The 17,868-nt window shown below is 69.3% G+C and carries 16 protein-coding genes and 1 pseudogene; 7 read left to right on the forward strand and 10 right to left on the reverse strand.

Translation table 11 applies throughout. The features are described from left to right. Positions 1–582 precede the first annotated feature (582 nt). The 3 genes and pseudogenes from ACIOD1_RS34335 (at position 583) to ACIOD1_RS34345 (ending at position 6,635) form a co-directional block, all read left to right on the forward strand. The gene (locus tag ACIOD1_RS34335; protein WP_365630620.1) at positions 583–3,060 is read left to right on the forward strand and encodes a Helicase associated domain protein; all 2,478 of its coding nucleotides are present in this window, start codon (positions 583–585) and stop codon (positions 3,058–3,060) included. A gap of 169 nt (positions 3,061–3,229) precedes the next feature. Continuing rightward, positions 3,230–4,464, forward strand: a pseudogene (locus tag ACIOD1_RS34340) (IS3 family transposase). A gap of 758 nt (positions 4,465–5,222) precedes the next feature. After that, a complete protein-coding gene (locus ACIOD1_RS34345) occupies positions 5,223–6,635 on the forward strand; it encodes a hypothetical protein (RefSeq protein WP_401907051.1) in 1,413 nt (470 codons plus the stop codon). A gap of 233 nt (positions 6,636–6,868) precedes the next feature. Here the strand turns inward: ACIOD1_RS34345 and ACIOD1_RS34350 are convergent, their stop codons facing one another. Continuing rightward, the gene (locus tag ACIOD1_RS34350) at positions 6,869–7,885 is read right to left on the reverse strand and encodes a hypothetical protein (protein WP_401907053.1); all 1,017 of its coding nucleotides are present in this window, start codon (positions 7,883–7,885) and stop codon (positions 6,869–6,871) included. A gap of 148 nt (positions 7,886–8,033) precedes the next feature. Here ACIOD1_RS34350 and ACIOD1_RS34355 point away from each other — a divergent pair, with 148 nt between their 5' ends. Beyond that, complete coding sequence (locus ACIOD1_RS34355; protein ID WP_401907055.1) at positions 8,034–8,456, forward strand: hypothetical protein; 423 nt, start codon at positions 8,034–8,036, stop codon at positions 8,454–8,456. Positions 8,457–8,632: 176 nt separating this feature from the next. On the opposite strand, the gene ACIOD1_RS34360 is transcribed toward ACIOD1_RS34355, so the two are convergent. The 5 genes from ACIOD1_RS34360 to ACIOD1_RS34380 form a co-directional block, all read right to left on the reverse strand. Continuing rightward, positions 8,633–9,886, reverse strand: coding sequence for a DUF6596 domain-containing protein (locus ACIOD1_RS34360; RefSeq protein WP_365629273.1), 1,254 nt, complete (start codon positions 9,884–9,886; stop codon positions 8,633–8,635). 9 nt (positions 9,887–9,895) lie between these two features. Beyond that, a complete protein-coding gene (locus tag ACIOD1_RS34365) occupies positions 9,896–10,297 on the reverse strand; it encodes a YciI family protein (RefSeq protein ID WP_365629276.1) in 402 nt (133 codons plus the stop codon). Positions 10,298–10,509: 212 nt separating this feature from the next. Next, positions 10,510–10,722, reverse strand: a complete 213-nt coding sequence (locus ACIOD1_RS34370) for a relaxase domain-containing protein (protein WP_401907057.1) — start codon at positions 10,720–10,722, stop codon at positions 10,510–10,512. A 267-nt stretch (positions 10,723–10,989) separates the two neighbouring features. Beyond that, positions 10,990–11,829 carry a phosphotransferase gene (locus ACIOD1_RS34375; protein ID WP_401907086.1) on the reverse strand — a complete coding sequence of 280 codons (840 nt, stop codon included), beginning with the start codon at positions 11,827–11,829 and terminating at the stop codon, positions 10,990–10,992. Positions 11,830–12,409: 580 nt separating this feature from the next. After that, the gene (locus ACIOD1_RS34380) at positions 12,410–12,550 is read right to left on the reverse strand and encodes a hypothetical protein (protein WP_401907059.1); all 141 of its coding nucleotides are present in this window, start codon (positions 12,548–12,550) and stop codon (positions 12,410–12,412) included. Positions 12,551–12,698: 148 nt separating this feature from the next. Here ACIOD1_RS34380 and ACIOD1_RS34385 point away from each other — a divergent pair, with 148 nt between their 5' ends. Further along, positions 12,699–12,986: a hypothetical protein gene (locus ACIOD1_RS34385; RefSeq protein ID WP_401907061.1), complete on the forward strand. Its 288-nt coding sequence runs from the start codon at positions 12,699–12,701 to the stop codon at positions 12,984–12,986. Here the strand turns inward: ACIOD1_RS34385 and ACIOD1_RS34390 are convergent. Then, entirely contained in the window at positions 12,932–13,564 is a 633-nt protein-coding gene (locus tag ACIOD1_RS34390) for a class I SAM-dependent methyltransferase (RefSeq protein WP_401907063.1), read from the reverse strand. The genes ACIOD1_RS34385 and ACIOD1_RS34390 overlap by 55 nt on opposite strands. Before the next feature lie 223 nt (positions 13,565–13,787). Next, positions 13,788–14,174, reverse strand: coding sequence for a DUF4267 domain-containing protein (locus tag ACIOD1_RS34395; RefSeq protein ID WP_401907065.1), 387 nt, complete (start codon positions 14,172–14,174; stop codon positions 13,788–13,790). 113 nt (positions 14,175–14,287) lie between these two features. On the opposite strand from ACIOD1_RS34395, the gene ACIOD1_RS34400 reads away from it, so the two are divergent. Next, entirely contained in the window at positions 14,288–14,869 is a 582-nt protein-coding gene (locus ACIOD1_RS34400; protein WP_365629302.1) for a TetR/AcrR family transcriptional regulator, read from the forward strand. 222 nt (positions 14,870–15,091) lie between these two features. Beyond that, on the forward strand, positions 15,092–15,493 hold the full coding sequence (locus tag ACIOD1_RS34405; RefSeq protein ID WP_365629305.1) for a DUF4190 domain-containing protein: 402 nt from the start codon (positions 15,092–15,094) through the stop codon (positions 15,491–15,493). Positions 15,494–15,516: 23 nt separating this feature from the next. Here the strand turns inward: ACIOD1_RS34405 and ACIOD1_RS34410 are convergent, their stop codons facing one another. Both ACIOD1_RS34410 and ACIOD1_RS34415 read right to left on the reverse strand, forming a co-directional pair. Beyond that, positions 15,517–16,560 carry a ParB/RepB/Spo0J family partition protein gene (locus ACIOD1_RS34410; RefSeq protein ID WP_401907068.1) on the reverse strand — a complete coding sequence of 348 codons (1,044 nt, stop codon included), beginning with the start codon at positions 16,558–16,560 and terminating at the stop codon, positions 15,517–15,519. A gap of 53 nt (positions 16,561–16,613) precedes the next feature. Beyond that, positions 16,614–17,801 (reverse strand): ParA family protein, encoded by a 1,188-nt coding sequence (locus tag ACIOD1_RS34415; RefSeq protein ID WP_401907070.1) that lies wholly within the window; start codon positions 17,799–17,801, stop codon positions 16,614–16,616. Positions 17,802–17,868 lie beyond the last annotated feature (67 nt).

A 17,868-nucleotide genomic window follows, 5' to 3' on the forward strand; every position in this document is an offset into this window, starting at 1 on the left:
CTCGGCGGCCCAGCCTTCGGCAGGGCGTCCTTGCGCTGCGCTCCAGGACAGAGCCGACCCTTCGGGTCGGAGTCCTGCGCTTCGCTGCGGACTGCTCCGGGTCCGCTTCGCTCCCCCGGAGCTGACCCCGTTTCACGGGATCCGGGCCTACGGCCCGTTGGGCGAGTCCGCTTCGCTCCCCGCCCGGAGGCCCTTTCGGCTTCGCCTGTAGGGCCGACCCGCTTCGCGGGCATCAGCAGCAGTGCTCCCCTCGCGTTCCTCCTTCGGTGGGGTCGGTGGTGGACTTACTCGCCCCACTCGGGAGGCAGTACGGGCCTTCCCGGTACATGCAATCCGGGTCGTGCTTGAAACTGTCCGGTGCACTCCCGCAACTGATCTGCTGGCAGTCATATTCTGTCGGTCCCATACCTTTACTCCTCAAGTCAAACCGTATTTACGGTAATCTGGAATGGGCACGTTCCCGTACAGTAATCAGTATGCATCGTGCAAAGGATGATGCGTGTAGCTGTGTAAGATCACGAGAACATCACCACCCCCTCCCCCGGCGGGGCCCCCGCCACTTCGTTTTCCGTGGAGTGCCGAATGCAGAAGTCTGGTGACATCGTGCTGCGTCCTCACCAGGAGGAAGCGGTGGAGGCGATTGTCCGGGGGCTCGATATTCCGCCCGGGAAGCGGATTCCGGAGGCCGGTCTACGAGCCACGGTGGTGGCCGCGTGCGGGACCGGGAAGACGTTCATCGCCGCTGCCGCGGCGCTTCGTCTGGCCCGGCATGGGCGAGTTTTGGTGCTGCTGCCGACCCTGGATCTGCTGACGCAGACGGCCCGGGAATGGCGGATCGCCGGACACGTCGGGCCCGCGGTCGCGGTGTGCTCGCTGGAGGACGACCCCGCCCTGTGGGCGTTGGGCGTGCGGGCGACAACGTCGGCGCCGCAGCTCGGACTGTGGCACGGGCGGGGGCCCGTGACCGTCTACGCGACCTACGCCTCCCTGCCCGTCCTCGCCGAAGCACACGAAGGGGCCTACGGGCTGCCGATGGACGTCTTCGACCTGGTGGTCGTGGATGAGGCGCACCGGACGTCGGGGGCGGCGGGGAAGGCATGGGCGGACATCCACCACCAGGACGTCATCCCCGCCATGCGCCGGCTCTACATGACGGCCACACCGAGGATCTGGAAGGAACGCCCGCCCAGGTCGCGGGCGCAGCAGGAGCTGTACGAGGCTCTGGCCGAGGTCGTGGACGAGGAGACGTCGGGTCGGACGCGACGGGCGTGGAACCGGCTCCCGAAGGAGCTCGCGTGCTCGATGGACGACGAGAAGGTGTTCGGGCCCGTCGTCTACGAGCTGTCGCTGGCATCGGCGATCTCCCGGGGCCTGCTGGCGAGGTATCAGATCGTCGTCGCCGAGCTGACCGACCCCGTCGTCACGCCCAAGCGGCTGTTCAGCCAGGAGCGGCAGGAGGAGCCGCTGCGTGGGCAGCGGCTCGCGGCGACGCAGACCGCGCTACTGGAGACCATGGCCGCCCACGGTCTCCAGACCACGATCACCTTCCACCACCGCACGATCGAAGCGGAGGCCTTCGCAGCCGGGCTACCCCGGGTCGCGGCCCGGCTCCACCAGCTGGACCCGGAGCGGCACCCCGAGCGGGTGTGGGCGGGATGGCTGTGCGGGGAACACGAAGGCGCCCACCGGCAGAGCGTGCTCTCCGACTTCGGGCGCCGGGCCGGGCGCGCCGTGCTGTCGAACTGCCGGGTCCTGGGTGAAGGCGTCGACATCAGGGCCACCGACTCCGTGGCCCTGATCGACCCGAAGGGATCGGCGGTGGACATCGTCCAGGCGATCGGCCGGGCGCTCCGACAGAACCCGGGCCAGGGCAAGATGGCGACGCTGATCGTTCCGGTATTCCTGGCCGAGGACGAGAAGCCGGAGGACATGCTTACCTCGAACTCCTACCGCCCATTGATTCGGGTTTTGGAAGGTCTTCGGGCGCACGATGAAAAAGCTGTGGAAATGCTCGCCATTCCACAGGAGAACCAGAAACGCGTTGTCGATCCGTCGCTTCCGGTCGGTCCGGAGCCCGCCGAGGGCGAAGAGGACGACCGGCCGCTGCTCCGGTTCGCGACCCCCCGCGACCCCGCTCTGATCGCGAAGTGGATCAGCTACACCGTCATCAACACCGAGCGGCAGGACTGGAAGCGGGGCGCGGAGGCCGCGTACCGCTACCGACAGCGCGAGGAGCACCTGGACGTCCCGTACGAGCACACCGAGGGCGCGTACCCGCTGGGCCGGTGGCTCTCCGATCAGCGCCGCGCGTACCGGTCGGGGCAGATTTCCGGGGAGCGGGCGGCCGAGCTGGAGGAGCTGGGGATCGTGTGGGACACGGCCGACGCCGGGTTCGCCGAGAACCTCGCGGCCGCGCGGGCCTACTTCGAGCTGCACGGGACCCTGGCCGCCCCCCGGCACGCGACTGCCCTGGACCGGGCGATCGGGCAATGGCTCACCAACATCCGACGCCCCGACGGACTCGGGAAGGACCCCGACCGTGCCCGACGGCGGGCCGCCGAACTCGCCGCCATCGACCCCGACTGGAACCCGGGCGAGAACGGGTGGACCGTGGACTGGCAACGCCACTACGCCTACCTCGCCCAGCTCCTCGCGGGCGGGGCCCGGCTCGCCGACGCCGTGCCCGGGGTCACCCGGCACGGCGAGGACATCGGCCGCTGGCTCGCCACCCAGCGACGGGACTTCAGCAAGCTGAACGCCGAGCAGCAGCGCAGGCTCGGCGAGCTCGGCGTGAAGAAGGCCGTACGGGCACGCACCAGAAGCGCGGGGACATCCGGGCAGGGCTCAGTGGCCTTCCTAGCGGGTGTTGCGGCCCTGGCGCAGTACCTGGAGCGGGAAGGGCCGGGCGGCGGGATGCCTGGCCGTGGCCACGTCGAGCAGCTCCCTGACGGGGCCGAGCACCGCACCGGAATCTGGATCATGAACCAGAAAACCCGACGCGACCGACTCAGCCCCGAACAGCTCGCAACCCTCGCCAGCCTCGGCGTCGACTGGGCGTGATGACCGGGGGTGGCATGAACCCGGCGTTGGGGTCGGCCCCGGACGCGGGCAGTCCCGGACGCGGGCGGCTCCGGGGGGCGTCTCGGGTCAGGCGAGGGGCGGGCCTTGACCCCGGATTTTGGACACCGGAGACACTTGGATCTTGATGGTCCAGGAGAACGGAGTCCCCGTGGGGATGAAGCATTACCCCGCCGAGTTCAAGGCGGACGCGGTCGCGTTGTACCGGTCGAGGCCGGGAGCGACGATCAAGTCGGTCGCCGGTGATCTCGGGGTGAACACCGAGACGCTGAGGAACTGGATCCGGGCCGCCGACGGCCGCCGACCTGGCGCCCACTCCGCACCGCTGGCCGCCTCACAGGCCGTCGGCGACGCCGTTCACGCTGAGCTGGCCGCTGCCCGCTGCCCGCTGCCCGCAAGAGGATCCGCGAGCTCGAGGAAGAACGGGACAATCTCCGCAAGGCGGCCCGGTATTTCGCGACGGAGACGCGCTGGTGAACCGCTACCAGTTCGTTGAGGATCACCAGCGCCGTCACGGCGTGAAGCGGCTCTGCGACACCCTCGGCCTGGCCCGCTCGAGCTTCTACTACTGGCGCCGCACCGCGGCAGCACGGGCGGCCCGCCAGGCCGTCGAAGCCGGGCTCGCGGCCCGGATACGCAAGGCCCACCAGGAATCCGACGGCACCTACGGAGCCCCCAGGATCACCGCGGAACTCCGCGGAACTCCGCGACGAGGGCGGCCCGGCGGTCAACCACAAGCACGTCGCCAGGATCATGCGGACCATCGGGCTCCAGGGAGTCCGTCTGCGTCGCCGGCACCGCACCACCGTCGCGGACCAGGCCGCGGCGAAGGCGCCGGACCTGATCGGCCGTGACTTCACCGCGGCCGAGGTGAACAGAAAGTACGTCGGCGACATCACATACCTGCCGGTCAGCGGCGCGAAGCCGCTCTACCTCGCGACCGTCATCGACCTCGCCTCACGCCGGCTGGCCGGTTGGGCCATCGCCGACCACATGCGGACGGAACTCGTCATCGACGCCCTGACGGCGGCTGAGCGGACCCGCGGAACCTTGACCGGAGCGATCATGCACACGGACCACGGATCCCAATAGACGAGCAGGGCATTCGCTGAAATCTGCAGGTCAGCAGGGGTCCGCCAGAGCATGGGCGCCATCGGCTCCAGCGCGGACAACGCGGCTGCGGAAAGCTTCAACTCCGCCTTCAAGAGAGAGACGCTCAAGGGCCGCAAAGGCTGGTCGAGCGAGGGCGAGGCCAGGCTCGACGCCTTCCGCTGGCTGACCCGATACAACACCCGCCACCGGCACTCCCGCCTCGGCCAGCGATCCCCGATCGCCTACGAGAACACCATCCGACCAGCAGCAACTACCCTGGCCCAAGCCGCATAGACGTATTCAAAATCCGGGGTCAAGGCCCCCCTCACCTTCCTCGCCGACCCGCACAGGGCAACCGCTACGCCTGCGCAGCGGACGACCCCATCAACAACACCGATCCGATGGGCACATCGGTTCTGGCCTGCATCGGCGGAGGGCTCTCCGTCCTGGGCGGAGCTATCAGCTTCGGTGCGGGTGTCGCCGGTGCGATCGGCACGGGAGGACTCTCCACGCCTGCGTCCCTCGCCGCTATCGGCGGAGGCATAGGCCTCGTCGGAGCCGGCCTCAACGCGATTGATGACTGCAGCTCATGAAACAGAACCGCCTTGCCCTCGTTCTCTGGATCGGCCTCGCGATCGGACTGATCGGACTGATCCTCATCATGATCGACCGCTTGACTGCCTGAGTCGGCTCCGCTGCGGCCGGCAGTGCCTCGAAACACATAGCGTCGCAGCAGGTCCCCAAGTCACGCACCGCGGGGCCGGACAGGAATAATCTGTCCGGCCCCGCTGCCCGTCGTACAGCTTCTGCACGCCCCGGGCCGGCGCGCCGTCGCCCTCTACGTCGTCTTGGTCCAAGCCTGCGCCGTCCGGGCACCTGGCGGCTCTTGTCCACCGCCGTCGCAAGATCGATGCTGGTTCGTGATCCCGGCTCGGATTACTCCCGCAGGTCACCGTTTAACCTGAGCGGGTTCAAAAAGATGTCGGGGTGGGCTGGGCGCGTGCTCGCGCTCGGAGATCATCAGGGGGAATGAAGACGTGAAGCTCAAGCGCATGGCTGTCGTGGCCGCTGCCGCCGTCGTCGGGCCGACGGTACTGGCCGCGCCCGCCATGGCCCTGGACAAGCCCGCGGTGTCCATGCCGGACGCGGCACCGCAGTCCGAGCAGCAGGGCACGCCCACGGCGGATGTCCCGGATGCGAACGCCGCACGGCAGACGGCTCCGGCCGCACAGACGCCGGCGCCGGCACCGGCTGTGGATGCGCCCCACAAGACCGTGGCGAGCCCGCGGTACCGCAACAACGGGCCGAAGGTGTCCATGGCCGGGGTCCCGAAGGGCTTCACGCCCGGTGGGGACTGGACGAACCTGACGGTGGCCGTCGACAACCGGGGCGGGTTGCCGGTCGACGAGTTCGTCGCCGCCGTCGGCATCAGTGCGTACGACGGCACGGTGAAGGCCGAGCACATCCAGGCCGAGGTGCGCCAGGCGAATGGATCGTGGAAACCGACCTCCCTGCGCCTCGACCGCGGCGACACCGTCTACGAGGTCGAAACCGGCAAGCGGTCCGTCGTGCCGGGCCAGTCCTACTCCGTTGATGTGCGCATCCGCTTCACCGTCGACACGCCGGCGGCGTCGATCGAGCTCTACGCCGGAGGTGAGGGGAGGGATGAGAGCGGACAGGTCGTCTCGCCAAGCACCTGGTTCGACAGCCGCGTCGGCGAAGCGAACCCGGACGAGGGCGGAGGCGAGGAACTACCCGTCTTCACCGGACCCAAGCTCGGTCTGACGGGCCTGCCCCAGGCCGGTTTCAAGGCCGGCGCGGACTGGAGCGAGTTCTCACTGCACGTCGACAACTCCGGCCGCGCCGCGATCGACGACTACCAGCTCGACTTGGTGCTGTGGGTGAAGAACGGCGCGTTCAAGGAAGGCGACATCAACCTCGAGGCCTACGCGCCGGACGCGAAGGGCGTCTGGGGCTGGCACCCGGTCCTGTCCGACGGATCGGAAGAGGTCTGGGTCCATGAACTGGCCAGCGTGGACATTGAGCAGAACGAGACGTTCGACCTCAAGCTCCGGCTGAAGTTCGACGCCAAGACCGCCCCGCACGACATCTCCCTGCGCACGAGCGGGCAGAACGGTTGGGATGACGGCTCGGTGCACTCCGAGGACGTCAGCCACACTTCCAAGGTCACAGGCCAGGTGCCCGACCCCGACGAGGACAAGCCCAACCCGGACACCGGCACCAAGCCCGACGGCAACGGCAACGGCAACCAGCCCAAGCCGGACGGCGGTGCCAAGCCGGTGGACAACACGAACAACAACGGCTCCGGCCACGCCGGCGACCAACTCGCCGAAACCGGTACGGACGCCGCGACCGCCTGGGCTCTGGGTGGCGCGGGAATCGCCCTCTCCATGGGTGCGGCCCTCGTGGCCGGCACCGGGCGCCGGCGCCGCACCACCGCCTGAGCCCGGTCTCCGGCCCCTGCCCTGCCCTGCCCTGCCCTGCCCTGCCCTGCCGCATTGTGTGGGGCAGGGCCCTCGCAACACGCGATCGTGGAAGTCAAGCTGGATGGCCAGGTCGATCCTCATCGGCCCTCTGAGGGGTCGCAACCGGTGTCGACGGGCCAGAGCCTGCGACGGGCGAGCGTCCGCATCGACCCTCTGAGGGGTCACTGTCGGGGCCGTCCGTGCGTCCAGGGTCAGTTTTCGGTGCGCAGGTGTTCCTGCCGGGCCTGGACGAGGCTGCGCCATGCGGAGCGGACGTGGTCGTCGCTCGTGGTCCAGCGGGTGGTCGACTCCCCAGGCAGGGGCAGGGCGGCCATGAAGTGCGCGATATCGGTGAAGTAGGCGAAGTCGCCACTCGCGGTGAGTGCGCGCAGCTGGCCGATTGTTGCGGCCGTGCCCTGGGCTTCGCTGCGGACGGCGTGGTGGAACGCCAGCGCGAGCTCGACGAACCGGTGGAGGAACGGCAGCCCTGCGGTTTCGACGTCGCTGCGCAGGTGCTCGGCGCGGTCGGGGACGGAGGGGTACCCGGCGTCCTTGATGAGGGTGACGACCTGGGCCAGGAGGGTGTTGGAGCGCTGATCGAGGCCGTCCAAGAGTTGGTGGGCGAGTGCGAACTCGTCGGCGGCGCGGTCAGGGTCGGCGAAGGCGATGGCGAGGGCGAGCCGGACCTGCATCATCGCGCGCTCTCCAGAGGCGCCGTGCTGCTCGGCTTCGGATCGGCCGGCTTCGAAGGTGGCGATGGCCCGGACTGTGTCGGCCTGGGAACAGTGGATGTCGCCCAGGACACGATGAGCGCGTCCTTTCCAACCCAGGGTGGGGACGGCGGCCAGCGCGGTGGGGAATTCGCCGGCGAGGCGTGCCAGATTGGCGAGGCCGCGGAGCGTGCGCGGAAGATCGCCGAACGGCTGGACCGGCTGATCGGCTGCGAGGCGGTCCGGGCAGGAGGCCGGGCGCCGACGTAGCGCCACCAGATCGGCCTGCGCGGCCCCTCGACCTGGAGTCCGGTCAAGCCGGCACGCCACCACTGGCACCCGGCCCTCGAACGTCCGATAGCCGTCCTGCCGCTCCCCCTTCCGGGCGTAGCCGGGATGCCAGGTGTCCTGCCAGACCTGTGAGGACAGCTCCGCGATCCCGCGCATGCACGCGTCCATCGCCTTGGTGAACACCAGCGCCACCGGCGGATGCGCGCCGCGGTCGACGCCGATGTCCACGGGGGCAAGCGCGACATCGGCAACCTCGCCGCCGCCGACCTCCGATCGCCGTGGGCGTGAGTTCGAGTGTGACTGCCCGGCCGGGTGATCTTTCGGCGGTTTGGGTATCAAGCCAAGGGTGACCGGCGAGCGAGGGGGCGGACTTCGCATGGGGGCAGCGGACGAGCAGGACCTTGAGGACGGGGAAGGCTGGCTGACGAAGGCCGAAGTCCGCAAGGTCTGGCCGCAGATCAGGCCGGGCAGCATCAGGGCCGTGGCGCGGGCCAATGGCGTACGTACCTCGGGTGGGCCCTCCCCGGACCTGACCCGCGAGCCGACCTACCACGCGGCCGACGTGCACCAAGTGGCCGCGCGGATCGCCCGGGGTGAGGCCGATGTCGCGTCCTGGCAGCGCGCCGACTCCGACGCTGCACGCGACGACGCCACACCCGGCCCACCGGTTCGGCAGCCCGTCAGTTGGGGGCCCGAGAATGTGCCGGGGCTGATCCTGCTGGCAATCGTCGTGGGGCTGATCCTCTGGGGCCTGACCTCTCCCGACAACCACGGCACAGTAACGAACTTCGTGCGCTGAGTGCGCAGGGAGGCTTGCCCACCGGGGCTGACGCGCCCAGGCTCCCCTATGGCTTGCCCGCCGGGTGTCCCGTCTCCGTAAATCTGGTTCCTATCTCAAGTGACCTGGTCCATCTCAGGTGACCTGGTCCGCCGACGTCAGTAGCTGTCTCGCCTCACCGAGTTTTGACTGGCGGCTCACGGTCCCGCTTGGGCGGCCAATCGGGCGGCACGCAGGCTGAGGTGGTGCCGCTCCGGGAGGCTGGTGGTGCGGCGGGCGGCGGTGCGGTAGTCGGCGATGGCGGCCTCTCGACTCCCGGCGAGTTCGTGCAGATGGGCGCGTACCGCGTACAGCCGGTGGTGGCCTGTGAGCGCGGGCGGCGGGTCGGCGAGCAGGGCGAGGCCGTCGGCGGGCCCGTCCACCATGGCGATGGCGATGGCCTGGTTCAGGATGATCAGCGGGTTGTCGGAGATGCGGGCGAGTACCCCGTACAGGGCGACGATCTGTGGCCAGTCGGTCTCGGCGGCGGTATGCGCCTCGTCGTGCACGGCCGCGACCGCCGCCTGCACCTGGTACGGGCCGACCGGACCGCGCGGCAGGGCGGCGGTGATCAGCGAGACGCCCTCGGCGATCGCGGCTGTGTCCCATCGGCTGCGGTCCTGCTCGGCGAGCGGGACGAGTTCGCCGTCCGGGCCGGTACGGGCGGGCCCGCGCGCCTCGGTGAGCAGCATCAGCGCGAGCAGGCCGGCCACCTCGGCGTTGTCCGGCAGCAGCGTGTGGACGGCCCTGGTGAGGCGGATCGCTTCCCGGGAGAGTTCGACCCGCCGCAGCTCGGCGCCGGTGCTGCTGGCGTAGCCCTCGTTGAAGATCAGGTAGAGAACGTGCAGCACCGCGTCCAGGCGAGCCGGCCACTCGGCGCTGTCCGGCATCCGGAACGGCACCCCGGAGTCCTTGATCCGCTGCTTGGCCCGGCTGATTCGCTGGCCCATGGTCGTCCCGGGGACGAGGAACGCCGCGGCGATCTCACCCGTGGTCAACCCGCCGACCGAGCGAAGGGTGAGCGCGATCGCCGAGGCCGGCGACAGCACAGGGTGACAGCACAGGAACAGCAGCGCGAGGGTGTCGTCGTGCACGCCCTCGTCTCCGGCGTCGGCCCCGGGTGCGGACCGCCGGTCGGTCGGGACCCGACCGGCCACCAGCCCCTCGCGTCGGCGGCGGGCCTGCTCGCTACGGACCTGCTCGGTCATCCGGCGGCCGGCGACCTGAACCAACCAGCCACACGGGTTGCGCGGCAGGCCCTCGGCCGGCCACTGCGTGGCGGCGTCCAGCAGAGCCTCCTGGACAGCGTCCTCGGCGGCGGCGAAGTCCCTGTAGCGGCGGGTGAGCACGCCGACGACCTGCGGCGCGAGCGTGCGCAGCAGGTCGTCGATATGTGGTTCAAACGAGGTCATAGGGGCTGTTCACAGCTCAGTGGGCGGGGCCGACATGATCTGGCGCACCTCGATCGGCATGTTGAGCGGCCGTCCGCCCGGGCCGGGGGCGGCGGAGACGGCGGCAGCGATCTCGATCGCCCGCTGCTCGGTGTCGCAGTCCACGATCCACCACCCGGCCACCCACTCCTTGGACTCCGGGAACGGGCCCTCGGTGACGACGGGCGCGCCGCCGCTGTGGGAGCGCACGATCCGGGCGGCTTCCGGCATGGCCAGGCCCTGGGCGTCGACCAGTTCGCCGGCGGCGGCGAGGTCGGCGTTGGTCTGCTTCATGAACTGGATGTGGGCGTGGATCTCCTCGGGCCTCCACTCGTCGAGCTTGGGGAAGTCCACGTTCTTCTCGCTGAACTGCATCAGCAGCATGTACTTCATGGCTCTGCTCCTCGTTCGTTGTGCCCGCCCCGAGCGGGGCCGTCACCGGTAGGTAGAAGCGCGCTCGGCGTTTTCGACATCCTCGACGGGAATCCGCGAAAGAACTTAGCGGCCTCCAGGGGACGAGCTCGCGGCAGCCCCGGGACCGGCAGCGTGGCCGGGGGTGCAGACGGCATACATCGGTGTGGGCTCGCCAATCCGACCGACCACCCTCAGAACGGCAACCGAAGAGCAACGCAAGAGAAGGCACCCAAGAGCCGGCACGAGCAACTTCTCATCCGCAAGTCATGCAGCAGCGGTATGCCCGAGCGTGCCTCGTAGTGGCGGAAGCGCGCGGCGACCAGACCGCCGGGGAGCCGCACGCGGTAGATGCCGTCCTTGCCGTACCGGATCGCCGCGACCTCGTCCTCGATCCACTCCAGCACCGTACGATCGCCCGCTCGTGCGCAGCCTCGATCACCCGCCGCGTCTCCTCATCCCCCAGCGCTCAGCCTCTTTCGCAAAGATCGTGTCCCTCGCAGGTCACGTCTCTTTGGGCGACGGGCGAGGACTCGGCCCGTGTCGCGCACTCGGCGCGTGGTGTCGCTTAGAAAGCGCGCCGGGCGCGTATCAGGTGATAGGAGTCACTGTGATGTGAATGAGGTGCTACCTGCATTGGCCAAGTAGCTTTCGCAGCAGTCGACTTGGTTGCATCATCGTGTGTGGCGCCACCAGTAACGCTCGATGATGAGTTCCTCGAGGGCATGGAGCCTCTCCGCGGCCATCCGCGAAGAGGTGTCGGGGTGCTTGAGCGCGATGCAGAGGTCGGAGGCGAGGTAGGTCGCTTCGCGAACCTCGCATTCTGCTCGGAGGGTTTCCAGGGGCGTCATCGTCGCCTGGGAGATGACGTCAAGGACGGTCTGCGTGTGCGGTCCGCTGAACCGGGCCAGGAAGAACCAGTCGTCGGCGGGTTCGCCGAAGCGGGTCCACTCAAAGTCCAGAAGGACCGTCACGCGCCGATCATGGACGAGCCAGTTGTCCCAATGGCAATCCGCATGAACCGGGACTACTGCTTGCGCTTGTTGCGGCGCGTGCTCGGCGATCGCCGTCAGGCCGTCGATGAGAGGGCGAGGGATGGTCTTATGTCGGTCCAGGGCGGCAAGGTTCTCAACCTCGACGAAGAGCGCGGCTTGGCTGGTGAACCCACCGTGGTCGAGAGGATCTCTCAACATCTGATCGATGTGGCCCACAGGTATCCAGCTGTGCAGTCGGCCGAGCCGATGGACTGCCTCCTCCGCCAACGAGCGTGCAGTCACACCGTCTATGCCGGGCATGCCCATGCCGGGAGCAGCCCCTGGCACGCGGGTGTAGCAGGCGTAGCGAACGTCGAGCGTCCCCAGCCGGTGGAGCCCGCTGTCGAGGAGAGGAGCCGTGAGGCCCGCGGGTAGGTGGGGCGCCAGTGCGACCTCCCGGTTCAATCGCGGGTGGCCAGCGGCATCGATGATCTTCACGAATGTCCGAGCCGACGTAGACGTGGTGGGAACTACTGTCAGCGGTGGTCATGGGGCCGGGGTCATGTCCCAGAGCGGCTGCGGCGATCTCGCGAGTGGCGTCGCGGGCTTGCCGCAAGTCGGTCATGAGCGCTCCAGCCGTAGATGGTGATCTTGCCGGTGGGATCAGCCGCGGCAGGGTTGCGGCCACTAACGATCATCGATGTGTGAAGACAAGAAGATCATGTGGTGGCCGCCGGTCGCAGCGTTCTGGCTGCCCACTGCCGGAATGCGTCTACCGACGGCGCCACCACGCCGGCGCCCGCCGCGGCTGGAGTTCCAGGAACGCCGGCTGACCAGGCGCTTCTCCCTCAAAGCGACACTGCAAGTAAGTAGAAATAACCCACACCAGTAGACCGTCGGCTGCGGCCGGAACACGAAGTCGACGCCCGTGCACGTCACCCGGCGACCGAGGGCGCCGGCCTTGAACACCTTCTTCGGGGAGTCGCCCTCGGTGGGCCGGTCGGCCTCGATCCGGTCCGCCTACGGGTGCCGGCCCCGCTCGCCGAACAGGTTCCGCAGCTGCGCCTCGGTGACCTCCTCACCTTGCGTCAGTCCGAGCACGGCCAGGCCCCGGCACGAATCATCGCCCGGCCAGGAGACCGGCTTGCTCATGGACCTCGCGCAGCGGCGTGCGCGCCGGGCGGCGGCCGGGGCCAACAACGGTCTTGCGCAAGTAGTAGCGGTACATCTGCCCGGCACGAATCATCGCGATGTCCATCACGGAGACAGGTCACACGGCCCTGACCTGCAAGAAATGAACGGTCGGCCGTACGTCCCACCAGACGGGAGCACCGGCCCGACTTTCGCCGGAGCGGCGCGCCCGGTGGCGTCGAGTGAGCGCTGGCGGCGGTAGTCGGCTCGGCTGGGCCATGTCGTTGTCCCTCCACTGGGACGGTGCGACCGAGGGCCGGGTCATGGCCGAGTTCGCCGAGCAGTCGATCAGGGTGGGGACCGGTTCCGCCTTCGACGGGGAGCCGGGTTCCGTGTGGCTCGCGTTCACCGGCGTCGACGCGGCGGGGGCCGTACGGGCCGCGGATCGGGTGGCCCGGCTCGCGGGTCGGGCTGCCGGAGCGCCGGCCCCGAACCGGGGTGCGGAGCGGGGTCAGGAGCGGGCGTACGCCGACAGCCAGTTGAGATCGCGGTGTCCCGGGCCGTAGCGCTCCAGCTCGTTGACGACGCGTACGTCCGGATCCGCGAACCCGGCCGCCTCCAGCATGCCGCGCACGCGGTCCGCGGTCTGGTAGCGGAAGAAGCGGACCGCGTCGGCGCTGAAGGACTCGACGATCTCCTCCTCCCCCAGGCCCTCCTTGAAGCTGACGAACAGCGCCCCGCCGGGGCGCAGGACCCGGTGGAACTCGCCGAGGGCGGCGCGCACGTGCTCGTCCTTGAGGTGCAGCAGCGTGGCCTGACACCAGACGCCCGCGAAGCTCGCGTCCGCGAAGTCCAGCGCGCACACGTCCATGCCGCGGAAGTCGAGACCGGGGTGCAGCTCTCGGGCCCGGGCGAGGAAGGGCTCGCTCAGGTCGATGCCGGTGACCCCCAGCCCCCTGGACGCGAGTAGGGACGTATCGCGGCCGAAAGCGCAGCCGGCGTCCAGCACGGGACCCGCCGGGTCGGGCAACAGCGACATGAACGTGTCGAGTTCAACGTCCGGAATCATGCCCTTCGTGGCGGATTCATACGTGTGAACGCTTTGCTCGTAGGCGGCGAGGGTACGCGAGAGGTAGTCAGGCATGGGGGAAATCTACTTCGGAGGGATCACGCGTTCGGTTTTCTCCTTCCCCCGAAGGAGCACTCGATGACACACCCGGGGCCCCCACGGCCCGAGCGCCGGCTCCTCGAGGCAATGCGGGAAATGAGGGTGGACGACCACCCGATGCCGGGCGGCTCCGGACGCGACCGCGCCTCGGGCATGACGGGCTCGGCCGGCGAGCGCGGGCTGGGCGAACCTGCTGCCGTCAGGAAAGCAGGAGTACGGCGCCGGCGGCGGCCATGAAGGCGGAGGTGCTTCCGTGGATGCCGAGGTACGCCTTGGCGGGTCCGCCGCTGAGCTTCGTGACGAGTGCGTCGCCGAGCGGTATCAGGGAGCCGACCAGCATCATCCAGCCGCGCAGGTGGGTATCGCCGCCGAGCAGCACGATCAGCAGGAAGAGCCCGGAGCCGATGTCCCGAGCGGCCTTGACGGACAGCCACGCGCGGAAGTTGGGGTCCTCGGTGCGGGTGCCGGGGATTCCGAAGTCTGCTGCGGCCTGCGGGGCCCAGAGGTAGCGGGCGCCGATGAGGATGATCCCGACGGCGATCGCCCAGGTGATGACGGTGGCGGCGGTGGTGACGGCAGTGGGCATGGTGGGTGCTCTCCTCCTGTCGCGGCGCCGACCCCATGTCGAGCGCCGCTCCTACTTCTAGCGATGCTAGATCTAGCGTCGGCCTACTGTCTAGCGGTGCTAGAATTTCTCTCATGTCAATCACCGGGAACCGCCGCGAGCGGGAGCGCGCCCAGCGCCACGACCTGATCCTCGCCGTGGCGCGCGAGTTGGCCGAGGCCGATGGCTGGGAGGCGGTCACCACCCGCCGCCTCGCCGAGCGCGTGGAGTACAGCCAGCCGGTGCTCTACAGCCACTTCAAGGGCAAGGACGCCATCGTCGCGGCCGTCGCCGAGAAGGGCTTCGTGGAGCTGGCCGAGGTGCTGAGCGATGCGCGGAAGGCCGCCGGGGGGACGGAGCCGGAGAGCGGCCTGCGGGCCCTGTGCCGGGCCTATTTGCGTTTCGCCGTCGAACACCCGGCCCTCTACCAGGCGATGTTCGTGATGCCCACGCAGCTGAAGTTCGCCAGTGAGGAGACACCTGCGGCGCTGCGTGCCGCCTTCGACGCCTTCGTGGACGCGCTGCCCGAGGAGACCGCGGAACGCGAGGGACGTGCCGAACTGCTGTGGGCCGCCCTGCACGGGATCTCCGCCCTGTCGGCGACCGACCGCGTCCCGAGACACGGCGAGAAGGCGCGGTTGGACCTGCTCATCGCGGGGATCGCTCGGAGCACCTAAGGGCTGTCCCGTCATCCATGGTGGATCAGCGCGCCGCGCGCCCACCAGGGATCACGGGACAGCCCTCAGGCCGTCTCGCGACGCATCGGGCGGGGTGTCGCCGTCGCTGCTTCGCTGGGTGGTCGGAGCGGGTTGGTTGTTTAGCGTCGGCTGGACGAGGAAGACGCCAATTCCTGTCAAGGACAACGCAGTTTGGGAAAACTGCCTCGGAAAGGGGCCCTGATGTCCGACGCCTATCGCTCTCCCGACGTCCACGACACCCACGTTCGTCCTGGCACCGGACGCAACGGACTGGCCACAGCGGCCCTCGTCACAGGGATCGCGTCGCTCCTGTTGCTGTGGCTGTGGTTCGTCGGGATCCCGCTGGCTCTCGCGGCCATCGGCTTGGGGATCGCCGGCCTGCGCAAGGCGCGGGTCGTGGGTAACAACGGCCGCGGGAAGGCCATCACGGGGCTGATCCTCGGCTCCGTCGGCATCGTGTTGGCGGCCGTCCTTGTCGGCGTCGGTGTTTCGATCCTCAACTCCGACGAGGGGAAGGACCTCCGCTCCTGCATCGGCAAGGCCCAGACCCAGCAGGAGCGGCAGAGCTGCCAGGACCGCTTCAGCAGTGACATGGGCAACTGACGCGCTGTGGGGCGCGGTGTCCCCTATCGGGCGCCGAGTGCGTGGGCGAGTTGGGTGAGGGTTTCGGACAGTTGCCGGCGCTCTTTCGCGGGGACGCCGCGGGAGAGGTCGGCCAGGAGGGCTTGGGTGCCGGCGCTGCGTTCGATGTAGCGGTGGAGGAAGCGGGTCCTCTCGTTTGGGCTCAGCTCCGCGAGGGCCAGGTCCATGACGGCGTTGCCGTCGTGCCAGGGCATCGAGGGGACGCGGCTCAGCTCCTGCCGCAAGCCGGCGGGAGCAGTCCGCCCGGCCCCGTCGGGGGTGGGGGTCGTGTCGGTCGTCGGCCTGGCGGCGGACCAGGTGCTTACGGCGTAAGCACCCTCGGGGGGCGGCCCGCCGGTGGTACGGCGTCTCTTGGTGGCCCCGCGTGCGGACAGGGCCTCCTGTGCGGCGTCGTGCTGTTGCCGTTGGGGCAGCCGGCCCACCTGCCGGGCCACCTCCACGGGCAGGGACTTGTCCTCGACGGCCTGCTGCAGTTCGGGAGTGAGCCCGAGCAGGGCGAGGCGCTGGGTGACCCATCCGGAGGATTTGTGCAGCGCCTTGGCGACCTGACGCTGGGAGCCGTACTTGGTGACCAGTTTCTCCAGGACGCGCGCCTGGGCGATCGGCTCCAGCTCCTTGTTGTGCACGGCGGCCACCAGCGCGGTCTCCAGGAGCGCGTCGGCGTCGTGTGCCAGGGAGTCGTCGAGGTGTGCCGGGATGTCGTCGAGGCCCGCCATGGTCGCGGCGGCCAGGCGACGGTTTCCGTCGACGACCACGAAGTCGGCTCCCCCGATGCTCTGTTCGTGACCGGGATGGGCGGTGAGGAAAGCCTCGCGCGTGACGACCGCCACGGGTTGGATCAGCCCGCGGGCGGCCAGGCTGTCGGCGAGGTCCTCGATGTCCTGGAGTTCCTCGCGGGGGTTGTACGGGTTGTGGGCGATGCTTCCCACCGCCAGCCGCAGTCCTGTCGCAGGCGCTGCGCCCGCGTCGTCACCGCCCGTGGACTCCTGTCCGTTGAAGCGGGCGAACGCGGCCGCGCGACTGCTCATGGGCCGGGTCACCGCGTCGAAGGTCGCTGATCCACCCAGCCTGTCCGCCTTCTTCACGAGGTCCTCAATTCTCGGGCGATGGCACGCATCCGGTGCGACTGCTCGCACTCGGGGGCGTAGCTCAAAAGGGCCGTCTGCAGGCGGACGGCCTCCCTCTGTTCCTTGAGATCAGGTACGACGGCCAGTACCGGGGGCGTTCCCATGGCCTGCCATTTGTCCCGGGAGGAGGTGGCGATGAAGCCGCGCCGGCTGTCGAACTTGTTGACGACCAGCCCCAGCTGCTCGATCTCGATCTCGAAGTCACGGGTGACGGCGTCGATCTGCTGGATGAGCATGCCGTAGGCCTGCGCCGAGGTGTCCTCGGCCTCGACGGGGACGAGGAGACCCGAGCGGCCGGGCTTCTCGTCGGGGCGGACGCGCGCGTAGTACAGGGCGGTGTCCATGGCGAGGCCGAGGCTGGGCGGCGAGTCGATCAAGATGACGTCGAAGTGTTCCTCGATGCCCTGGAGCGCGCGTTCGAGCGCGGCGTACCGCCGGCCTCGGAAGACGGTGAGTGCGGAGTCGAGGAGGAAGGCGTCGAAGGCGGCGGGCAGGATCCGCAGTCGACCGCCGAAGCGTTCGCCCTCCACGGGCACGGTGAGGTCGATGAGGTCCTGTTGGACCTTGTCACGTTCCAGCATGTGCGTGATGAGGCTTTCCTGGCCGGCGGGGACGGCCTTCAGCCCGAGCTGGTGGGACAGGTGGCCCTGCGGGTCGAAGTCGATGACGAGCACGCGCTGCCCGCCCGCGGCCCCGTCCTCCGCCCGCCCGTACGCCGACGGGGTTTCCGCCAGTGCCTGGGCGACGCCGCCGGCGATGGCGGTCTTGCCCACTCCGCCCTTTTGGTTGCACACGACGATGCGGCGGACGATCGGTGGCGGGGCAGGAGCCCGGTCGGCGTTCAGCCAGAGGTCGACGGCCTGCGCCAGGCCTTGGACGGAGGAGACGCCGCGGTCCTGGCAGTCCCGTGTGAACGCGTCGTGGAGGCCCTCGGGAAGACAGGCGTCGAAGGACTCCGCACTTGCCGTGTCGAGGACGGGGAGGTCTTCGGTGGTGGCCCGCCACATCCGGATGCCGGCGGCGACCGCGTCCTGGGGGTTCGTCCGAAGCTGCGCGGCTCTGACGTCGAGAGCGCGGCGGAGTGCGGTGGGCAGCGTGGAGACCAGCTTCTCCCGCTCACCTCCGAGAGGCGTGGATGACATGGCGGTAGCATGCTGCCGCTGGTCGACGGGGTGACTGATTGAGTGCACGATCCGTGCGATTTTCACG

It is taken from the genome of Streptomyces sp. NPDC088097 (genome assembly GCF_044741845.1).
Classification (GTDB): Bacteria; Actinomycetota; Actinomycetes; order Streptomycetales; family Streptomycetaceae; genus Streptomyces.